Origin of the sequence: Algoriphagus sp., assembly GCF_030694375.1 — a bacterium.
Taxonomy (GTDB): Bacteria; Bacteroidota; Bacteroidia; order Cytophagales; family Cyclobacteriaceae; genus Algoriphagus.
The window spans coordinates 1-18,765 of record NZ_JAUXYL010000026.1 but is presented as its reverse complement, the minus strand read 5'-3'; the positions used below and the strand labels follow the sequence as shown (position 1 = coordinate 18,765).

General features: G+C 43.3%; 14 protein-coding genes. 12 read left to right on the top strand and 2 right to left on the bottom strand.

Annotated elements, in window-relative coordinates; genetic code table 11:
• The first annotated feature begins 29 nt into the window (after window positions 1-29).
• The 12 genes from Q8M62_RS09490 (at window position 30) to Q8M62_RS09435 (ending at window position 15,935) form a co-directional block, all read left to right on the top strand.
• Window positions 30-695, top strand: a complete 666-nt coding sequence (locus Q8M62_RS09490; RefSeq protein WP_304898882.1) for a CBS domain-containing protein — start codon at window positions 30-32, stop codon at window positions 693-695.
• 104 nt (window positions 696-799) lie between these two features.
• Window positions 800-1,675, top strand: coding sequence for an NAD kinase (locus Q8M62_RS09485; RefSeq protein WP_092728993.1), 876 nt, complete (start codon window positions 800-802; stop codon window positions 1,673-1,675).
• 90 nt (window positions 1,676-1,765) lie between these two features.
• Window positions 1,766-2,527: a DUF6089 family protein gene (locus Q8M62_RS09480; RefSeq protein ID WP_304898881.1), complete on the top strand. Its 762-nt coding sequence runs from the start codon at window positions 1,766-1,768 to the stop codon at window positions 2,525-2,527.
• 81 nt (window positions 2,528-2,608) lie between these two features.
• On the top strand, window positions 2,609-3,346 hold the full coding sequence (locus Q8M62_RS09475) for an isoprenyl transferase (RefSeq protein ID WP_304898880.1): 738 nt from the start codon (window positions 2,609-2,611) through the stop codon (window positions 3,344-3,346).
• Window positions 3,347-3,416: 70 nt separating this feature from the next.
• The gene (locus Q8M62_RS09470) at window positions 3,417-6,113 is read left to right on the top strand and encodes an outer membrane protein assembly factor (RefSeq protein ID WP_304898879.1); all 2,697 of its coding nucleotides are present in this window, start codon (window positions 3,417-3,419) and stop codon (window positions 6,111-6,113) included.
• 90 nt (window positions 6,114-6,203) lie between these two features.
• Window positions 6,204-6,734: an OmpH family outer membrane protein gene (locus tag Q8M62_RS09465; protein WP_304898878.1), complete on the top strand. Its 531-nt coding sequence runs from the start codon at window positions 6,204-6,206 to the stop codon at window positions 6,732-6,734.
• A gap of 13 nt (window positions 6,735-6,747) precedes the next feature.
• Complete coding sequence (locus Q8M62_RS09460) at window positions 6,748-7,305, top strand: OmpH family outer membrane protein (RefSeq protein ID WP_304898877.1); 558 nt, start codon at window positions 6,748-6,750, stop codon at window positions 7,303-7,305.
• A 156-nt stretch (window positions 7,306-7,461) separates the two neighbouring features.
• A complete protein-coding gene (gene trxA, locus Q8M62_RS09455; RefSeq protein WP_304898876.1) occupies window positions 7,462-7,764 on the top strand; it encodes a thioredoxin in 303 nt (100 codons plus the stop codon).
• 301 nt (window positions 7,765-8,065) lie between these two features.
• Complete coding sequence (locus Q8M62_RS09450; RefSeq protein WP_304898875.1) at window positions 8,066-8,866, top strand: alpha/beta fold hydrolase; 801 nt, start codon at window positions 8,066-8,068, stop codon at window positions 8,864-8,866.
• Between the two features lie 3 nt (window positions 8,867-8,869).
• Complete coding sequence (locus tag Q8M62_RS09445; protein WP_304898874.1) at window positions 8,870-9,979, top strand: ATP-binding protein; 1,110 nt, start codon at window positions 8,870-8,872, stop codon at window positions 9,977-9,979.
• A 384-nt stretch (window positions 9,980-10,363) separates the two neighbouring features.
• Window positions 10,364-15,256: a PAS domain S-box protein gene (locus Q8M62_RS09440; protein WP_304898873.1), complete on the top strand. Its 4,893-nt coding sequence runs from the start codon at window positions 10,364-10,366 to the stop codon at window positions 15,254-15,256.
• Between the two features lie 253 nt (window positions 15,257-15,509).
• The gene (locus Q8M62_RS09435) at window positions 15,510-15,935 is read left to right on the top strand and encodes a response regulator (protein WP_304898872.1); all 426 of its coding nucleotides are present in this window, start codon (window positions 15,510-15,512) and stop codon (window positions 15,933-15,935) included.
• A gap of 59 nt (window positions 15,936-15,994) precedes the next feature.
• Here the strand turns inward: Q8M62_RS09435 and Q8M62_RS09430 are convergent, their stop codons facing one another.
• Window positions 15,995-16,957, bottom strand: coding sequence for a type IX secretion system membrane protein PorP/SprF (locus Q8M62_RS09430; protein ID WP_304898871.1), 963 nt, complete (start codon window positions 16,955-16,957; stop codon window positions 15,995-15,997).
• 64 nt (window positions 16,958-17,021) lie between these two features.
• Window positions 17,022-18,765, bottom strand: a 1,744-nt coding sequence (locus tag Q8M62_RS09425) for an MBG domain-containing protein (protein ID WP_305668079.1), incomplete at its 5' end; no start/stop codon positions are given.

The following is an 18,765-nucleotide window of genomic DNA, read 5'->3' as shown; positions in this document are numbered from 1 at the left end:
GTTGTGATATCATTTCCTAACTTTCTTACATGCAAGCCTACGAATTCATTAATAGTCTCATTCCGCCCCTCAAACTTTCTGATCGGGCAGGAAAGGCTTTGGCATGGATGGAAGAAATCCGGATCGATGCGCTTCCGGTCACGGATCAAGGGAGATTTCTGGGATTCATCAGTGATGAGGTGATTTTCGAATTGAATGAGCCCGAACAATTGATTGGTGCCATTAGTCTAAAGGGAGGAGCTTGTTGGGTTTATTCTGATAAGCATATTTACGACGTACTTCGGGTTGCCTCTGAAAACCAATCAAATCTCGTAGCAGTGATTGACAGGGAAAACTCCTACTTAGGAGTAATAACAATGGAAGATGCAATTTCTGCCTTCGCAGACAGTCTATCCATCAAGTCTCAAGGGAGTGTATTAATACTTTCCTTAAATATGACCGATTACCATTTGTCTGAAATATCAAGACTGGTGGAGTCCGAAAACACCAAAATTCTCAGCTCATTCATTACGAATGACCCACTGGATGACAGCAAAATCAAATTGACCCTTAAACTCGATAAACCTGAACTCCGGCACGTAAAAGCAACATTGGAACGTTTTGGCTATCGGGTGATTGACCATTACCAAGAAGAGACGGGAGTTGGAAGTGAGGAAGATCGAATCGGTAACTTGCTGAGATTTTTAGATATTTGAGGTATGAAACGCCTATGTGAAAGACTTCTCACAAAAGGAAATGCCCCGATAGCTATCGGGGATTAGGGCATTCCATGTGACCGATAAAAAACAATTTTAACCACATGAAAATCGCCTTGCACGGCCTTGCATTGAAAGCCGAATACATAGCTGACATCGAAATACTCTTTCGGGAACTTAAAAAACATCAGATCGAAATTCTGGTTACGGAACCTTTGGACAGGGCATTGAAAATGTCGGGTAATAGAACCTTGAGCTATTGGCTTATTGAAAATCAGGAAGAACTCAAGGCTGTAGACTTTTTGATTTCGATCGGTGGGGATGGTACATTGTTGGATGCAGTCTGCTTGGTAGGCAGTCTTGAAATCCCCATTTTAGGCCTAAATACCGGCAGAATGGGCTTTCTCGCCACCGTTGCCACAGATCGGATCAGTGAAGCAATCGAACACCTTGCCAACGGCAATTTTCAAATTGAATCACGTTCCCTGATTTCATTACACTCGAGTCGTAAACTTTTCAATGGGTTAAATTTCGCCCTGAATGAATTTACCATTCACAAGCGTGACACCTCTTCGATGATTACAGTCCATACCTATATTGACGGGAAGTACCTCAATTCCTATTGGGCAGACGGCTTGATTGTCTCCACACCTACCGGGTCTACAGGCTATTCCTTGAGTTGTGGGGGACCATTGATCACTCCAGGAGCAAAGAGCTTTGTAATTACCCCTGTGAGTCCACACAATTTGAATGTCCGCCCAATTATTGTGTCAGATGAATCCGAAATCAGTTTTGAGATCGAAGGCCGTACCGAAAAGTTCCTGATTTCATTGGATTCAAGATCCACTTCTATTTCTTCCGAAATAAAACTAAGCGTAAAAAAAGAGCTGTTTTCAGCAAAATTGGTCAAATTGCCGCATTATCATTTCTTTGACACCCTGAGACAAAAACTGAATTGGGGTTTTGACATGAGAAACTGAATTTTAGCCGAATAGAGCTTAACATTAATTAACCCGTCAAATACCATAGGGCGTTTTTTAAACGTTAGGTACTTCATAACTTGCATCGTCTTGAAAAAGATCAACTCAAACATTATCAAAAACTTACTCACTTTAATACTTGTATTGACAGGCTATAGTATTCCCGTCAACGCTCAAAAATATGAGATAGGTGGAGGTCTTGGCGTAGGAACTTACACAGGAGATATAATAAGGAGAATTGATCCCCGTCAAATTGGACTTCAAGGCACGTTGTTTGGCAAGAGAAATTTTGACAATGTGTGGAGCTTACGAGTCGCACTTAGTTCTTCGATACTTCAGGCAGAAGACAGCTTGAGACCACTAGATCCTGCCGCTCGAATAAGAGACGGTCGATTCAGAGGAGGTGTCATCGAAGGCAGTGCCGTGATGGAATTTAATTTCTTGGATTTTCTAAGAAATGATTCCGAATTTAGGTGGTCTCCCTATGCATTCTTTGGATTGGGTTTTTCCCATTTCATAATGAAAGGAAATACATACCAATTTTTGGTTTCAGAACGGTATAACTTAAACTCAGTTGTTATACCATTCGGAGGAGGTGTCAAGTACAGATTGAATGATCGATGGACTTTAGCAGCAGAACTAGGATTTAGGCCTACCATGACAGACTATCTGGATAAAATTGACAGCACACTTCCGGCTATTCCACGCTATCAACAACCTACCGATCCAACAACAGGCCAAACACCACCATATGGGGTAAACTTCGGAAACCCCAACACAAAAGATTGGTACTACTTTCTTGGACTCACATTGAGCTATACTATTGCCAATGTTAAGTGTTATGCCTATTAATTAATTGAGGGCTAGCCCTGATTATTGGAAAAGAAATAGCATTTTTGTACCTCCAAAAATGTAGGTACCCGACCCATTGGAATGAAGGAAAAACTAGACCTAACCAGAATCCCTAGACATCTCGCAATAATCATGGACGGCAATGGCCGTTGGGCCAAAAAAAAAGGTGCCATGAGAATCTTCGGTCATCGTCACGCAATTCAGGCTGTAAAAGATGCGATCGAAGGAGCTGACAACTTAGGGATAAAATACCTCACCCTATTTTCATTCTCCACCGAGAATTGGTCCCGCCCTCAAGATGAGGTAAAGGCACTGATGGAATTGCTGGTGAAAACGATTATCGATGAGGTATCACTCATGATGAAAAACAACATCAGATTGAGATCCATTGGAGATGTGGAAAGTCTACCGAAATCTGCTTACGAAAAACTCATCGAAGCCCAAAGGCAAACAGAATCTAACACCGGCCTCACGGTTATTTTGGCGCTTAGCTATAGTGGACAATGGGAACTCACTCAAGCAACCAAACGCATTGCTCAAAAAGTCTCTGAAGGCAAATTGAAACCAGAGGAAATTACGCAACAAACAGTCGCTGATCATTTGGAAACGGCAGGAATACCGGATCCGGAACTAATGATCCGAACCAGCGGGGAATATCGAATCAGTAATTTTCTCCTTTGGCAATTGGCCTATACCGAACTGTACTTTACACCGGTATTATGGCCTGATTTCAGAATAGAGCACCTTTATGCTGCAGTGGAAGATTATCAAAAGCGTGAAAGAAGATTCGGCAAGACCGGTGAGCAAGTTAAACCTTAAGTAATTGATGAAATCGAGCCTGTCTGCCTCAGCCAGGCTAGTGTGGCCTTTAAGGTCAAAATATAATTATATGAAAAGAAGTTTATTAATCCTGTTGTGTTTGATATGGTCAGCTTCGGCTTATTCCCAAATTCGCTTGGGGCAAAGTCGTTACGCGTCCTCAAAACCTGTTGATATTCTGGAACTGAACTATGCCAAACCCCAGAAATACAGAATAGCAGAAATCAAAGCGATGGGCTTGACCACGCTGGATGAAAATGCAATCATTTCACTGTCAGGACTAAAAGTTGATGACCGAATAGATGTGCCAGGGGATGCTATCTCAAATGCTTTGAAAAAGCTCTGGAGACAGGGAATCATCGGGGATGTGAAAATCTTAGTGACAAAAATTGAAGGTGAAGACATTTATTTATTGCTTGATCTTACTGAAAGGCCGAGATTTTCACGCGTAGAGTTTAATGGCATCAATAAAACTCAAGAGGGGGAACTCCGTGATAAAGTAAATATTAGAGGTCGTGTCGTACGTGATGACGTACTCAATACCGCCAAGAGAAACATCGAAAAATATTACCTCGACAAAGGCTACCTGAATACCGATGTCAAAATCTTCCAAGACCGGGATACTACGCTTCCTAACAGCGTCAAACTTCGATTCGATATCGATATCAATTCCAAAGTAAAAATCAATGAAATCCAATTTTACGGAAATGAGGAAATAGCTGATGGTCCACTGAAGAAAAAATTGAAAAAAACCAAGGAACATGCACGCGTTGCGATTTTCAAGGATATCCATACCAGAATTGTAGAGGCTGATGCTGAAAGCATCAAAAAAACAATTTTTCAAACAGACACCGTATCCAAAGAACAAACTAAAAGCTATATCAACAAAAATCTAAAGCTCAACTTTTTCAGCGGATCAAAATATATTCCCAAAGAATATAGAAATGACAAAGATAATGTGATCAACTTTTACAATAGCCGCGGTTTCCGTGATGCTAAAATTCTGGATGATTCAGTCTACAGTTTCTCAGAAGATAAAATCAACATTGACATCGCGGTTGAAGAAGGCCGAAAATACTATTACCGAAATATTTCATTCACAGGCAATTACATTCATCCTAGCTCAGTTCTACTTGCGAAACTAGGGATTGAAAAGGGAGATGTTTACAATAAAGAAAAACTGGATAAGCGTCTGAATTATGATCCCCAAAAGGGAGATGATGTGAGTTCTCTTTATCAGGATAATGGATACTTGTTTTTCTCCATTGATCCGGTAGAGATTAATGTAGTCGGGGATTCCATTGACCTGGAAATGCGAATCTTTGAAGGGCCTCAGGTGACCGTAAACAGCGTAAACATCAAAGGCAACGACCGAACCTCGGATCACGTGGTCATGCGTGAGATCCGGATTCTACCGGGTCAAAAGTTTAGTAGAAAGGATTTGGTGAGAACCATCCGTGAACTTTCAACGCTGGGATATTTTGACCCTGAGAAAATCAATCCCGATCTCAGACCAAACTTTGAGGCAGCTACGGTGGACATCACCTTCGAACTCGAAGAACGGCCTAATGATCAGATCGAACTCTCCGGCGGTTGGGGTGGATTCTACGGTTTCGTAGGGACAGTAGGTTTGGTATTCAATAACTTCTCAGTTAAAAATATCGGAGATTTCAGTAAGTGGGACCCACTTCCTGTAGGAGATGGACAAAAGCTTTCGCTTCGAGTTCAGGCCAATGGTCAAACTTTCCAAAACTACTCCCTGTCCTTGACTGAGCCTTGGTTTGGCGGCAAAAAACCTAATGCTTTGAGTTTTTCCTTTAACCATTCTATTCAGCGACAAGTCGACTTCTTTAACCGGGATAATTTTGGTAATTCTTTGGGTTTCTTTAAGATTACCGGCGTCACACTTGGACTTGCGAAGCGAGTGACTTGGCCTGATGACTACTTCAGCATCAGCAATTCAGTGCGATTCCAAAACTATGAGTTTGACCAGTTCGGAACATCCTTTGGACTAAGCTATCCTTCAGGAAACTCGAAAAGTGTCACCTTAAACACCACAATAGCAAGAAATAACGTGGACAACACAATCTATCCAAGATTGGGATCCAACATTATGCTTTCTACAGCCTTAACCCCGCCTTATTCTTCGCTCAACAAGAATATCAATGGCGAATCCACAGATCAGCAAAAATACAACTGGCTTGAATACCATAAATGGATGCTTGATGCTTCGTTCTACACCCCGCTCCTGGGATCTACCAAGTGGGTGGCAAGTGCGAGAGCACACATGGGCTTCTTAGGCTCTTATGGTAACAAAATCGGAATCATTCCTTTGGAGCGCTTTGTAATGGGTGGTGACGGGATGACATTCAATAACTTTGCCTTAGGCCAGGAAATCATTGGACTTAGAGGTTATGAGAACCAATCTATCACGCCCGGAAGAGCTACTAGAGGGACGGCCAATCCAGATCCTTATGGCGGGGTAGTCTACAATAAATTCGTAACTGAAATTAGATTCTTGGTGTCTCCAAACCCTTCGGCTACGATATTCTTATTGGCTTTTGCTGAGGCTGGAAACAACTGGGGATCTTACAAAGATTACAACCCCTATGATCTGAAAAAATCAGCAGGAATGGGTGCAAGGATCTTTATGCCGGCCTTTGGACTGCTAGGGGTAGACTGGGGTTATGGATTTGATCGGATTCCGGGATCTTTGGACCGAAGCGGTGCCCAGTTCCACTTTACTATTGGTCAGCAATTCAGATAATCTTGATTTCAGTAGTACGTTTAGTTAATTTATGCAAAAATAAAGCTTGGTATTAACTCAATAAAGACTCACTGAAAACAAGGCGAAGACATGGATAAATCACTGAAAATTGTACTTTTGCTCCTCATTCTGATACAAGGAGGCCCTTTAGCGGCTCAAAAGAGCGGATACATTGACACGGAATACATACTGAATAAGCATCCTGACTATAAAGTCATTCAAGATGAGCTTTTGAAGTTAAGCTCTGATTGGAAGAAAGAGGCACAAAGTTTGGATCAGGAGATAAAAGAAATGACCACTCAGCTGAAGGCAGAGGAGGTATTATTGACAGAAGAAATGTACAAGCAAAGGCTTGAAGAAATCAAAGCGAAGCAAAAGGCCTCGCAAGAGTTCAACAATAGAATCTTTGGAATAAACGGGGTGTATTACCAGAAGCAGGCAGAACTGCTGCAGCCCCTGCAGTCCAAGATTTACGAAGCGATCGAACGCGTTTCGAGGCGGAATAACCTGGGCCTTTTGTTTGACAAGGCAGCAGGCCCTTCGGCCATAATCTATACTGATCCAAGACACGACTACTCTGAGTTTGTCCTGGACGAATTGGGAATTGAAGACAACAATTAAATACAAACACCAAATGATGAAAGTTAAAGTTATCCTATCAGCAGTAGCATTGCTATTCGTAGGATTTGCAGCTCAGGCTCAAGATGTAAAAATCGGCTATACGAGTGTGGAATTTATCATGGACATAATGCCTGAGATGGAACAAATCGGAGCAGATATCCAAGATTACCAGACTCAACTGCAAACCAATATCCAGACTAAAGCGGCTGACTTCCAAAGACAAGTTCAGGCGTATCAGCAAGCAGCACCTACTATGACCGAAGAGGCTAGAGCTGCCAAAGAAGCTGAATTGACGAAGCTTCAGAATGATCTGCAGAAATATGAGCAAGATGCTCAGGTTTCTTATCAGAGAAAACTGGGTGAGCTATTGGAGCCTGTACAGACCAAGGTCATCAATGCGATCAATGCTGTAGCTGCTGAAAACAATTACACGCATATTTTCGCGGAAACTGCCGGTCAGTCTCCAGTCTTGCTTTACACCAAAGAAGAAGACAAATTCACGGAACTAGTTGTAGCCAAGCTTGGCCTTAAAATGCCGACTCCGCCTGCAGGTGCACCTGTCAGAAACTAATCCAAAAAATCTTACTTCCTCCAAAAGGCTGTCTTCAAAAAAGGCGGCCTTTATTTTTTGTTGCTTAATAGTTTTTGGATCGTCCGTCCTACGTCTTATTCCAATATCTTGGATCCTGATTCTTGGATCTTGCATCTTGTGTCTAAAATCTCATCTATGTCCAAAAAGAACCCAAAAGACATCATCTCCAAAAGCCAGGACGCTGTGCTAGTGGATTTCTATGCAGATTGGTGTGGCCCTTGCCAAACGATGACTCCAATCCTTGAGGAGGTTTTGGAAGAACTTGGCGGTAAAATCAAACTACTTAAACTGAATGTGGATAAACATCCCCAACTTACCCAACAGTTTGCAATTCGGTCGATCCCGCATTACATCCTTTTCAAGCGAGGGAAAATCCTTTGGAGAAAAGGAGGAATCATTACCAAACGGGACCTATTGCATGTGTTGAAGGCTTTTTAGAGTTTAGGATTCCCCGTTTTTTTTCAATAGCCACTTTTTGGTATGAAAATGCCTTTAAATTCTTCATTTTGAATTTTCACCTATCAAAAAAGGCCCAAAAGTTGAGCTGATTGAATGGACATATAGGTCTAAGACGGCAATTTCATCGAAAAAATTATTGGTTAACTAACTCAAATCAAGTAATTTAAACCACTCTTAAAATTGATTTAAATAATCCAAACACCAATTTGCCATTGCCTCTCATTGCCGGCAAAATGCCCTACTGGAATTCTTAGAACATTTTAACTGAATAAACCCAAGCATGAGTATTGCCATTACAAAAAGGAATAATGTAAAAATTTTCGGAAAAGGTACCCAAGCAATTGTTTTTGCCCATGGTTATGGTTGTGATCAGAAAATGTGGCGATTTATCACTCCAGCTTTTGAAAAAGATTACCGGATTATTTTGTTTGATCATGTTGGCTCCGGCAACTCAGATCAAAGCGCGTACGATTTTGAAAAATACAGTTCCCTCAAAGGCTACGCTGAGGACCTCAATGAAATTTTAGATTCTCTTGATCTCCAAAAAGCGATTTTTGTGGGACATTCTGTGAGCAGTATGATTGGAGTACTTGCTGCCGCTGACCGGCCCGAACTTTATGAAAAACTGATTTTGATTGGGCCTTCCCCCTGCTACATCAACGATAATGAATATTTCGGTGGCTTCAGCGACAAGGATATAGATGAACTCATAGCAACCTTAGAAAGCAATTATCTGGGCTGGTCAAGCTTTATCACACCGGTGATCATCGGAAATCCGGAATTACCGGAATATTCTGATGAATTGAAGAACAGCTTTTGTGCTATGAACCCGGACATTGCCAAGCACTTCGCTAAGGTGACCTTTCTTGGAGACAACAGGGAGGATTTATCAAGGGTTAGTACCTCGACTTTGATTATCCAATGTCATCCCGATGTGATCGCTCCTGTCCGAGTTGGAGAATTTGTTCATAAAAAAATACCTGATAGTAAATACGTGCTCTTGAATAGCCCCGGTCACTGTCCGCACCTTACCGCTCCCGATCAGGTTATATCCAGTATACATTCTTACCTAACCACCTAGACCTTGAATACTCAGCCATTCTTGGAAAACGCCGAAGATCTTTACCAAAATGCACCTTTTGGCTACATGACCGTACGCGCTGACGGACTCATTGTAAATGTAAATGCCACATTGCTCAAGTGGTTAGATTATGAATGGGAAGAAATCCTCCTCCAAAAATCATTTCAGGATCTACTGGATATGGGAGGGAAAATTTATTTTGAAACTCACATGATGCCCATGCTGCTAATGCAGGGTGAAATCTCAGAAATAAATATCGAACTCAAAGGCAAAGCATCTATCAAGCTCCCGACTTTAGTCAATGCAAGTCGAATTCATGATCAATCAGCCCTTGAAACCTATTTCAGGTTCTCCATTCTGGATATCACGCAGCGAAAAAGCTATGAGTTGGAATTGATCAAAGCAAGGCAAGAAGCCGAACAAACAATCCAACGCCTCAAACAAATCAATTCGGAACTGGAACAATTTGCTTATATCGCCTCTCATGATCTTCAGGCGCCACTTCGTACCATTTCCGGTTTGATCGGTTTGTCGGAAAAAAAAGGACATTTTCCTGCAGACAGTGAGGTGACCAAATATTTTTCACTGATAAAAAGAAATGCGCAACGGATGAAACTGATGATCGGCGACCTTCTTGACTATGCCAAAATCGACAGTGAAGAGTTGCCATTTGAAGAACTCTCCTTAAATGAAGCCTGTGAAATCGGACTGGAGCTGATCGGGGATCAAGTCAAAGAAAACAATGCGGTCATCACCATCCCCGAATTGCCGATGGTAATCGGAAACAAGCTTCAATTGGCTCGTCTTTTTCAGAACCTTTTTGGAAATTCCATCAAATACCGATCGGAAAACGACCCAGTAATACGAGTGGAGTTTGAGGAAAAAAATGATGAAATCAGGGTCTTTGTAAAGGACAATGGGATGGGATTCGAAGAAGATCTAGCCGATCAAGTATTTGGTTTTATGAAACGGCTGCATTCTCATGACAGCATACCCGGAACAGGAATAGGTCTATCTGCCTGCAAGCGGATTCTTGAAATCCACGGGGGGACTATCGGCGCAACATCAGAACCGGGAAAAGGAAGCACCTTCTATTTTACACTTCCCAGGTAATCTCACCTTCATTTTTTTATAAAAAATAAGGGGGTAGGCATAGCGACAACTACCTTGTCTTGTAAATTCAATTTCTCGATTTTTAAACAGCTTTTCTTTTACAATACAATCCATTTTTCTTCTCAAAAGCTCACGAAATTGTACTTAATCAAGAAAAAAAGCCAATTTTTAATAACTCAATATTCCGAAAAATATTATTTAAACAAGTTCAATATCACTTATTAATCCCATTTAAATCGAATTTTAAATATAATACTTTGTAACTATATTTATATTCAATAAGTACAAAGGTTGAAAATCAAAAAAATGCAACCATTTTCAAAATGGTATATCTTTTTTATTTACCTAGCAATTTAGCCATAATAAACACCCAAACTATTTACTATGGAAGCAAACCCGACAGATTACAGCAGCCTTTTTTATTTGAGCCCTCTTCCACAATGGGTATATGATATAAGCACTTTCGAAATTCTGGATGTTAATGAAGCAGCAATCCAGCACTATGGCTATTCCCGGGATGAATTTCTAAAGATGACCATCAAAGATCTCCGGCTTAAGGAAGAAATACCAAAATTGGTAGCAGCGCATATCGATATTGATTCACAGCATGGGAATATTTACTTCGGGGCATTTACACATCAGAAAAAAAACCTCGAAAAAATCAGAATGAAAATCAACGGACATAAAGTTGATTTTCAGGGCAGAAAATGCGTGTTGGTGATTTGTCAGGATGTCTCTGAGGAAGAAATAAAAACTCAATTGATCAAAGAATCAGAAGAAAGACTAAAAGCAGCCTCGGCCATTGCCAAATTAGGCTATTGGAGATTCGAACTAGAATCTCAGTCTATTACATGGACAGATGAAGTTTACAAAATATGGGGAAGACAAAAGGACAATTTTGAAATAAACTTTGAAAATCTTCTCAAAACCATACATCCTGATGATCAAGATGCATTCGACCTAGAAGATCAAACGGTACGCCCAGGGGGAAAAAATGTGGATATTATCCATCGGATAATCCTGCCCGACAAAAGTATTCGCTGGGTACACGCAATTGGGAGGGTGAAACCTTCTGAAGAAGGAAAGCCCGTAATTTTCGAAGGAACTGTCCAAGATGTCACGGCTCAAAAACAGGAAGATCAACGGCTCAAACTCCTCGAAAGTGTCATTACCAATACCTCCGATGCCATTTTGATCACCGAAGCCGAGCCCTTCGATGAACCGGGCCCGCGCATTGTGTATGTCAATGAGGCTTTTACCAAAATGACCGGCTACACCGCCGAGGAAGTGATCGGTAAGACGCCAAGAATTCTTCAGGGCCCAAAATCAGACAAAGCCGAACTGGCAAGACTCAGCAAAGCCCTGCGAAACTGGGAATCCTGCGAAATCACGACCATCAACTACAAAAAAAACGGCGAGGAATTCTGGATCAACTTCACCGTATCCCCTGTGGCCAACGAAAAGGGCTGGTTTACCCATTGGATTGCAGTAGAGCGGGATGTGACGGACAAGAAAAACCGGGAACTGGAGCAGAATCTATTGAGTAAGATCAGTCTGATTTTTAATGAGGAAAAAAAATTGGTCGATGCCACGCAGCGTTTATGCACTGCATTTGCAGACTTTGGGGGTTTTGATTTTGTAGAGGTATGGACACCGAATCTGGAAAATTCGCACATTCAGCTCCTGAATTTCAGCCATCATTCAGAACAAGCAGCCAAATTTTACGCAGACGCTGGTGCAATCAGACAATTCGAGATCGGCGATGGTCTGCCTGGGGTGGTCTATAAGACCAAGAAGCCGATACTTTTAAATCCCCGAGAGTATTCGGAAACGTTTATACGGAGGTTAGCTGCAGTAAACTCGGGAATCTTGGCAGTACTTGGTTTACCATTACTGTTTAATGATACAGTAGTGGGGGTATTGGTAATTGGAGATACAAAAGAATCAAAGTTCATGAAACGCTTTGTGAAACTTTTTCACCGATTGGAGAATTTTATCGGCTCAGAGATCAACCGAAAGTCTCTTGAAACCAACCTCCAAAATCTCTTTGAAGCTATTCCGGATATCGTTTGTCTGGCAGATTTCCAGGGAAGATTTCTCAGAATGAACAAAGCAGGCTGTGAGCTCCTTGGCTATGGCGAGGAAGAGCTTTTGTACCATTCCTTCGATGAGTTTGTACATCCCGAGGACAAAGAAATCTCCGCCAATGAAGTGATGAAACTGAGTGAGGGAGAAACCACCTTCAAATTCGAAAACCGGTACATAACCAAATCCGGGGAGATCGTATGGCTGAGCTGGACCTGCAATTCCGAGGTGGAAGCCGGGGTGATCTATGCTTCTGCAAAAAACATAACCAAAGAGAAAAAACTGAGTGAGCTCAACCGCCTATCCTCCAAACTGGCGAAAATAGGCAGCTGGGAAATCGATGTGGTGGGGAATCGCCTGTTTTGGTCGGATATAGTTTACGAACTGCATGAAACAGATCCGGCAACGTTTTCACCCGATTTGGAAACGGCGATAAATCTATACCGGCCCGATTTCAAAGAATTTGTTCAAAATCAGGTGAATGTCTGTATCACGGAGGGCATCCCCTTTGACTTTGAGGCGGTATTGATCACGTTGAAAAACAATGAACGCTGGGTAAGGGCTATTGGTAATGCGGAGTTTAGGGACGGTGTATGTACCCGGCTCTATGGAAGCTTCCAGGACATTCACGATCGAAAGGAAAGCGAATTGAGACTCAAGTCAATTTCGGATAACCTTCCGGGAGTAGTATTTAGATATATCATCAACCCTGACGGATCTGACGCAATGAAATATGTCAGCCTAGGGGCCAAAGAAATCTGGGGATACTCGGCAGAGGATTCCATTAATGACAATAATCTCATCTGGAACGGAATAAAAGCCGGAGGGGATTTTGAAGAAGTTCAGGTAAGTATCATTGAATCTGTGAAAAACAAGATGAAATGGACGGCCAAATGGAGGTACATGATGCCAAGTGGTGAACTACGATTCCATATCGGCCACGGAACTCCAGAGTACCTCACAGATGGGACTGTGGTTTTCAATTCCTTGATTTTGGATATCACAGAGGAGAAAAAAAATGAAGAATTATTGAATCAGGCTTCGGCGATGGCTCACATAGGCAGCTGGGAGCTCGATTTACTAAATCAGGAAGGAGATTCTATGTTTTGGTCTCCGATGACAAGAAAAATTCTAGGCGTACCAAATGACTATAATCCTACCCTCACCGGAGGCTTTGAATTCTATACCGAGGACAGTAAAGCTCGAATTCAGCATGCGGTAGACTTACTCATCCATGAAGGGAATGAGTTTGACGAGGAACTCCACGTTATCACAGCACGGGGAGATGACCGCTGGATCCGATGCATAGGAAGGGGGAAATGGGCCGGCGGAAAGTGCGTGAAAATATTTGGAAGTTTTCAGGATATCCATGCCACCAAATCCCTGCAACTTCAGCTTAGCGAAATTCTGGGAAGTATTTCCGATGCATTCTATGCGGTGGATAAAAACTGGAACTTCACCTATTTCAACAGGGAGGCGGAGAACCTCCTCCTCAAAAAAGCTGAGGAAGTACTTGGGAACAATATCTGGGAACTTTTCCCGGCGGCGGTTGGCACGTTGATTCAGGAGGTTTATGAGCGGGTGGCATCCACCGAAAAGGCGGAATCCTTTGAAATCCTTTACCCTGGAGACAGCAAGTGGTATGAAATCAATGCCTATCCCTCCAATGGAGGAGTCTCGGCTTATTTTAAAAATATTGAAGAAAGAAAGCAAGCTGATGAAAAATTGGAAAAAGCTTTCAAAGAAAAAAACAATATTTTGGAGCGGGTTGGTGATGCCTTTTTCGCATTAGATAAAGACTGGACAGTAACTTATTGGAATAAGCGGGCAGAAGAAATCATAGGTATCAAACGGGAGGATTTGGTAGGATACAATTTGTGGGAAAAATTCCCTTTGGCCAAGGATCTTGAATTCTTCAAACAATACGAAAGGGCATTTCAAACCCAATCTCCTGTCCACTTTGAAGAGTTTTTTGAACCCTTAAACCAATGGTATGAGGCCAATGGTTACCCTTCTCCTGAGGGGATCAGTGTTTTTTTTAGGGATATCACCGAGAAGAAGCAAATCGCTGAAAAAATCCTCCGCGCCAACGAACGTTTTGAAAAAGTAACCGAGGCGACCAATGATGCAATCTGGGATTGGGACCTAGAAAACAAGACCTTTTTCAGAAGTAATGGGATTGAAAAATTATTTGGAGAAAATGCGTCAAAGTCACTTACAGAAGAAGATTTCTGGGAGGATGCATTTCACCCCGAAGATCTCCCTCAGATCCAAAAAAGTATTAGCGAGGCCATCGAGGATCCGGACATTTCTCGCTGGGAAATGGAGTACCGAATCCTCAAGGAAGATGGAAACATTGGATATGTGGTCGACAAAGGAATAGTCATTAGAAACAAGAAAGGTAAGGCTGTCCGAATGGTCGGTGCAATGACGGATATATCAGAACGAAAGCTCCATGAAGCAGAACTACTCGAACTCAATGAATCCCTGAAAAAACATGCCCATGAGCTCGAACTCACCAACGAACAGCTGGAGCAATTTGCCTTCATCGCCTCCCATGACCTGCAGGAACCGCTGCGGATGATCTCCAGCTTTCTGGATCAACTTAAGCGAAAATATGGCGGACAGCTGGATGACAAAGCACATCAATACATCCATTTCGCCACAGATGGGGCCAAGCGAATGAAGCAGATTATCCTTGATTTGCTCGAATATTCCCGAGCCGGAAAACTTGAAGAAAATAAGGTAAAAATCAACCTTGACCAACTGATAGGAGATTATAAATCCCTGCGGAAGAAAATCATTCACGAAAAAACAGTCGAGATCGACCACCCCCCGCTTCCTGTCATTGATGGATATCTGGCTCCCTTTACGCAGGTCATCCATTGCCTGCTGGACAATGCAACCAAATATTCCAGAGACGGGATAGCGCCCCGGATTGAGCTTGGGGTAGAGGAGACCGAAAGTGAATGGGTGTTTTCGGTTCGGGATAACGGAATTGGAATAGCACCCGAATTCTTCGATAAAATCTTTGTCATTTTCCAGCGCTTGCACAATCGAGACCAATACGGTGGAAGTGGCATCGGCCTGTCGATCGTGAAAAAGCAGGTCGAATCTTGGGGGGGTAAAGTTTGGCTGAGTTCTAAACTTGGAGAAGGTTCTGTATTCTATTTTTCAGTGCCTAAAGTTTAATTTTAGGATAAATTCAAATTGATGGCATAATGGAAGTTACTTCTTCCATGTGTACTAATGGGTAAAATAATAACAATACCCATCAGGAAGAAATTTTCGATGTTTTCAAAAAAATTGACCAAAATATAAACCACAAGGGAATTGGGCTTTAGGCATGTTAAGAATCAATATATTACATGGAAGTCGAATTTGGGTTGAATCAGACGGAGATTCCGGTCCTACCTTTATCTTTACGATCAAACATTAAAAATACATGAAGACAGCGCACATACTCCTGGTAGAGGACAATGAAGGAGACATCATCCTGACACTTGATGCTTTTGAGGAAAGCAAGATCAAAACTAATATCAGTGTGGTGAAAAATGGCCAAGAGGCGTTAGATTTTTTGTTTCGAAGAGGAGAATACACAGAAGTCGAAAAACCGGACCTAGTCCTTTTGGATATAAATATTCCGATATTCAATGGTCACGAAGTATTGAGACAAATCAAAACGACTGATTTTCTTAAGAAAATCCCGGTGATCATGCTAACTACCTCGTCCAGCCAAAAAGACGTGAACCAAGCCTATGAAAACCACAGCAACAGCTATGTGAAAAAACCGCTGGACATGGATGAATTTCTGGAAGCAATCCTCAAAATTGAGGAATTCTGGTTGCAACTTTCCAAGTTGGCAGATTGAGCCGTACGCAAAAAAAAAGGAAAGATCGCTCCTTCCTTTTTTTGGCTAAATGAATGTGATTACCAGATCAGCACCTCGTCTTTTGCGAATTTGCTCTTTATGTTGTCCTTGAACAGGTTCAAGGCTACAGTGAATTCATGGGTGCTGCCCGGAAGCAGGTAGCTCCTGCCCATCGGGAATTCGTAGAGGTAGCCGACACGCATCCGCTTCGTTAAAAAACCCGCCTGCAAGTTGCTCGCATAGTCGATCCGATGACCGGCCCCAACCCATACTTTGTCCATCAACAGCGCTTTGATATTCAGCTCCACCACATTGGGCAGATCTTTCCTGCTTCTGAAGAATGCATTGGTGATGATGGACAGATTGGGGGTGATCGCCTCCCGGAAGCCCGCCTGAATAAACTGCTCGGCCGGGTAGCCTTCCATGAAATTATCTCCACGACTTGCTCCTCCTCCATTGATCCGGTGTACTGCGTACGAAAAGTAGTATTGCCGGTGCGTCAGCGCTATTCCAATATTGGCGTCCAGAAACTGCATGTCCGAGAAGGCACCGTAATACTGTCCCAAAGTCGGATCGTTTTGCTCTTCTGTCGTCATTGCATTCCCGTCCAAACGTACCGTCTGATAATTGACTCCCACTCCCAGTCTCAGGTTGTGGTTTTCGGTCAGTCTAACTCGACTGGCGTAACTGATCATCAGTTCATTGTCCCGAAAGGCTCCGTAGGTGTCGTGAAGCAGGTTGACCGAGATCGCATTCTTGCCCATCAGGGCCGGGTCCATCTCTCCGGCTATCTCCCCAAAGTCAATCTCGGTGCTGAAGAAGTAGGTCTTTGGCGCCCCCTCAAATCCTGACCATTGGTTCCGCACAAAGCCCCGCACCGTCGAACCCTCATAGCCGGTCAAGCCCGGATTGAAGTAGCTCTGAAAGTGGGAAAACTGGGAGATGTTCTTGCGGGTTTGTGCTTCTGAAAGCGAATTCACCAAAAGAAAACAGGCTAGAAATGGGAGATATTTTAAGGTCATAGCGTTTCAGTATTTGAAGATTGGTATAAAAACCCGGGCATTGAGATGCCCGGATTATTTAGCTTTATTTTCTCAGAAGTGTCAAAATACCTCTTCTTACATTTCCGGTTTCGATCACCTCAATGATCCAGAAATAAGTACCGACTGGCATTTCTTTGCCCTTGTAAGTCCCATCCCAACGGGTATCCGCATCTTCGGTATAGAAGAGTCGCTCTCCGTTGCGGTCAAAGACCTGTACCCTCACTCCACGGAAGTAGCGCAGATCCGGCACTCCCCAGGTGTCGTTGATACCATCCCCGTTTGGAGTGAAACTGTTGAACACTTCCAACTCCAGAATGTCGGTTCGTCCTCTGTTGATTGTAAAGGATTTTTCGATCACATTCCCGTCCCGGTCCGTTACCCGAATGACTACCGTAAACTGAGTTCTTCCCGCAACCTCTTCGGCACTGCTCCAGAACAGGATTCCGTTCTTCACCTCAAAGTATTGGTTGTCTCCTGCTCCCGGTACCAGCGTGATCGTATGCACATTGTCAATCGGATCGATCACCGTGAAGTTGCCGATCACCTGGAAGTAATTCTTCGGATCCGGATCAAAGTCATCGTTGCTCAAAATCACATCCTGTGGAGCTGGCTTGGCCAAAACTCTTACTTCCAGCATTGCCCTCAGACCTTCAGGATTCAGAATGCCGTTTGGCAAAGTCACCACTCCGGTCAGGAAGTAAGTGCCCCGCTTGAACAGATTCAATGGAGCAAGATTCCAGCTAACCGAAAGCTGCACCACCTGTCCGTCTGCGGTAACCGCAGTCACTTTTGCAGGCAAGGTCGGACTCACAGACCATGGGGTGGTAATCGGGTCAGGATTGGAAATGGCAATCAATTCGGCCGGGATAATTTCAAACTGTGCGGAAACAAACTCCAGCTGATAGTTCTCAGTAGATTTCAATGTACCCAAGCCGATCGCATACTTTCCTACCTGTTCGCCTGCTGCTCTGACAAGATTTCCCGTCAGTACACTCAGGTTATCCGTGCCCTTGAAGCCTGTAGCCACAAATGTCAGGGCAGGATCTGCAGAACCGAATATTTTGGTCTGTCCATTCGCCTCGATTTTAAGCGTCGCTTTGTTTATCGTCAACGTCCCGTTTACAAGCGTGATCTCGTAGTTTTCGTCTGATCCGCCAGCTAGTGTGATTGGATAAGTTCCCACATTCGAGCTTTGAGTAGCAGTCGTGCTGATGCTTGGCTCGGTCATCACTTTCGTGTCTCCGTTGACCAGACCTGTGTAGCTGAAGGTCAGGGCAGGATTCGTATCGCCGTAAGTTTTCTGCTTGTCATCAGCCCTGATGCTCAAGTCCTTCTTGCCGATGGTCAGCGTTCCGTTCACCAAGGTGATCGTGTAGTTTTCGTCTGATCCTCCGCTTAGGGTGATCGGATAGCTTCCCACGTTCGAGGACTGGGTTGCTGTCGTACTGATCGTTGGCTCGGTTGTCACCTTCGTGTCTCCGTTGACCAGACCTGTGTAGCTGAAGGTCAGAGCAGGATTGGCTTCCCCGTAGGTTTTCTGCTTGTCATCAGCCGTGATGGTCAAGTCCTTCTTGCCGATGGTCAGCGTGCCGCTTACCAGCGTGATGGTGTAGTTCTGATCTTCACCGCCGGTTAACGTGATCGGATACGTGCCTGCGTTCGAACTTTGTATAGCAGTCGTGCTGATGCCTGGCTCGGTGGTCACTTTGGTGTCACCGTTGACTAAGCCGCTGTAGCTGAAAGTCAGGGCAGGATTGGCTTCGCCGTATGTTTTCTGCTTGTCATCA

Coding starts and splice junctions, on each gene's coding strand:
- Q8M62_RS09460 (WP_304898877.1), top strand. CDS start 6,748: ATGATGAAAGTTAAAGTTATCCTATCAGCAGTAGCATTGCTATTCGTA.
- Q8M62_RS09465 (WP_304898878.1), top strand. CDS start 6,204: ATGGATAAATCACTGAAAATTGTACTTTTGCTCCTCATTCTGATACAA.
- Q8M62_RS09440 (WP_304898873.1), top strand. CDS start 10,364: ATGGAAGCAAACCCGACAGATTACAGCAGCCTTTTTTATTTGAGCCCT.
- Q8M62_RS09430 (WP_304898871.1), bottom strand. CDS start 16,957: ATGACCTTAAAATATCTCCCATTTCTAGCCTGTTTTCTTTTGGTGAAT.
- Q8M62_RS09490 (WP_304898882.1), top strand. CDS start 30: ATGCAAGCCTACGAATTCATTAATAGTCTCATTCCGCCCCTCAAACTT.
- Q8M62_RS09450 (WP_304898875.1), top strand. CDS start 8,066: ATGAGTATTGCCATTACAAAAAGGAATAATGTAAAAATTTTCGGAAAA.
- Q8M62_RS09475 (WP_304898880.1), top strand. CDS start 2,609: ATGAAGGAAAAACTAGACCTAACCAGAATCCCTAGACATCTCGCAATA.
- Q8M62_RS09435 (WP_304898872.1), top strand. CDS start 15,510: ATGAAGACAGCGCACATACTCCTGGTAGAGGACAATGAAGGAGACATC.
- Q8M62_RS09485 (WP_092728993.1), top strand. CDS start 800: ATGAAAATCGCCTTGCACGGCCTTGCATTGAAAGCCGAATACATAGCT.
- trxA (WP_304898876.1), top strand. CDS start 7,462: ATGTCCAAAAAGAACCCAAAAGACATCATCTCCAAAAGCCAGGACGCT.
- Q8M62_RS09470 (WP_304898879.1), top strand. CDS start 3,417: ATGAAAAGAAGTTTATTAATCCTGTTGTGTTTGATATGGTCAGCTTCG.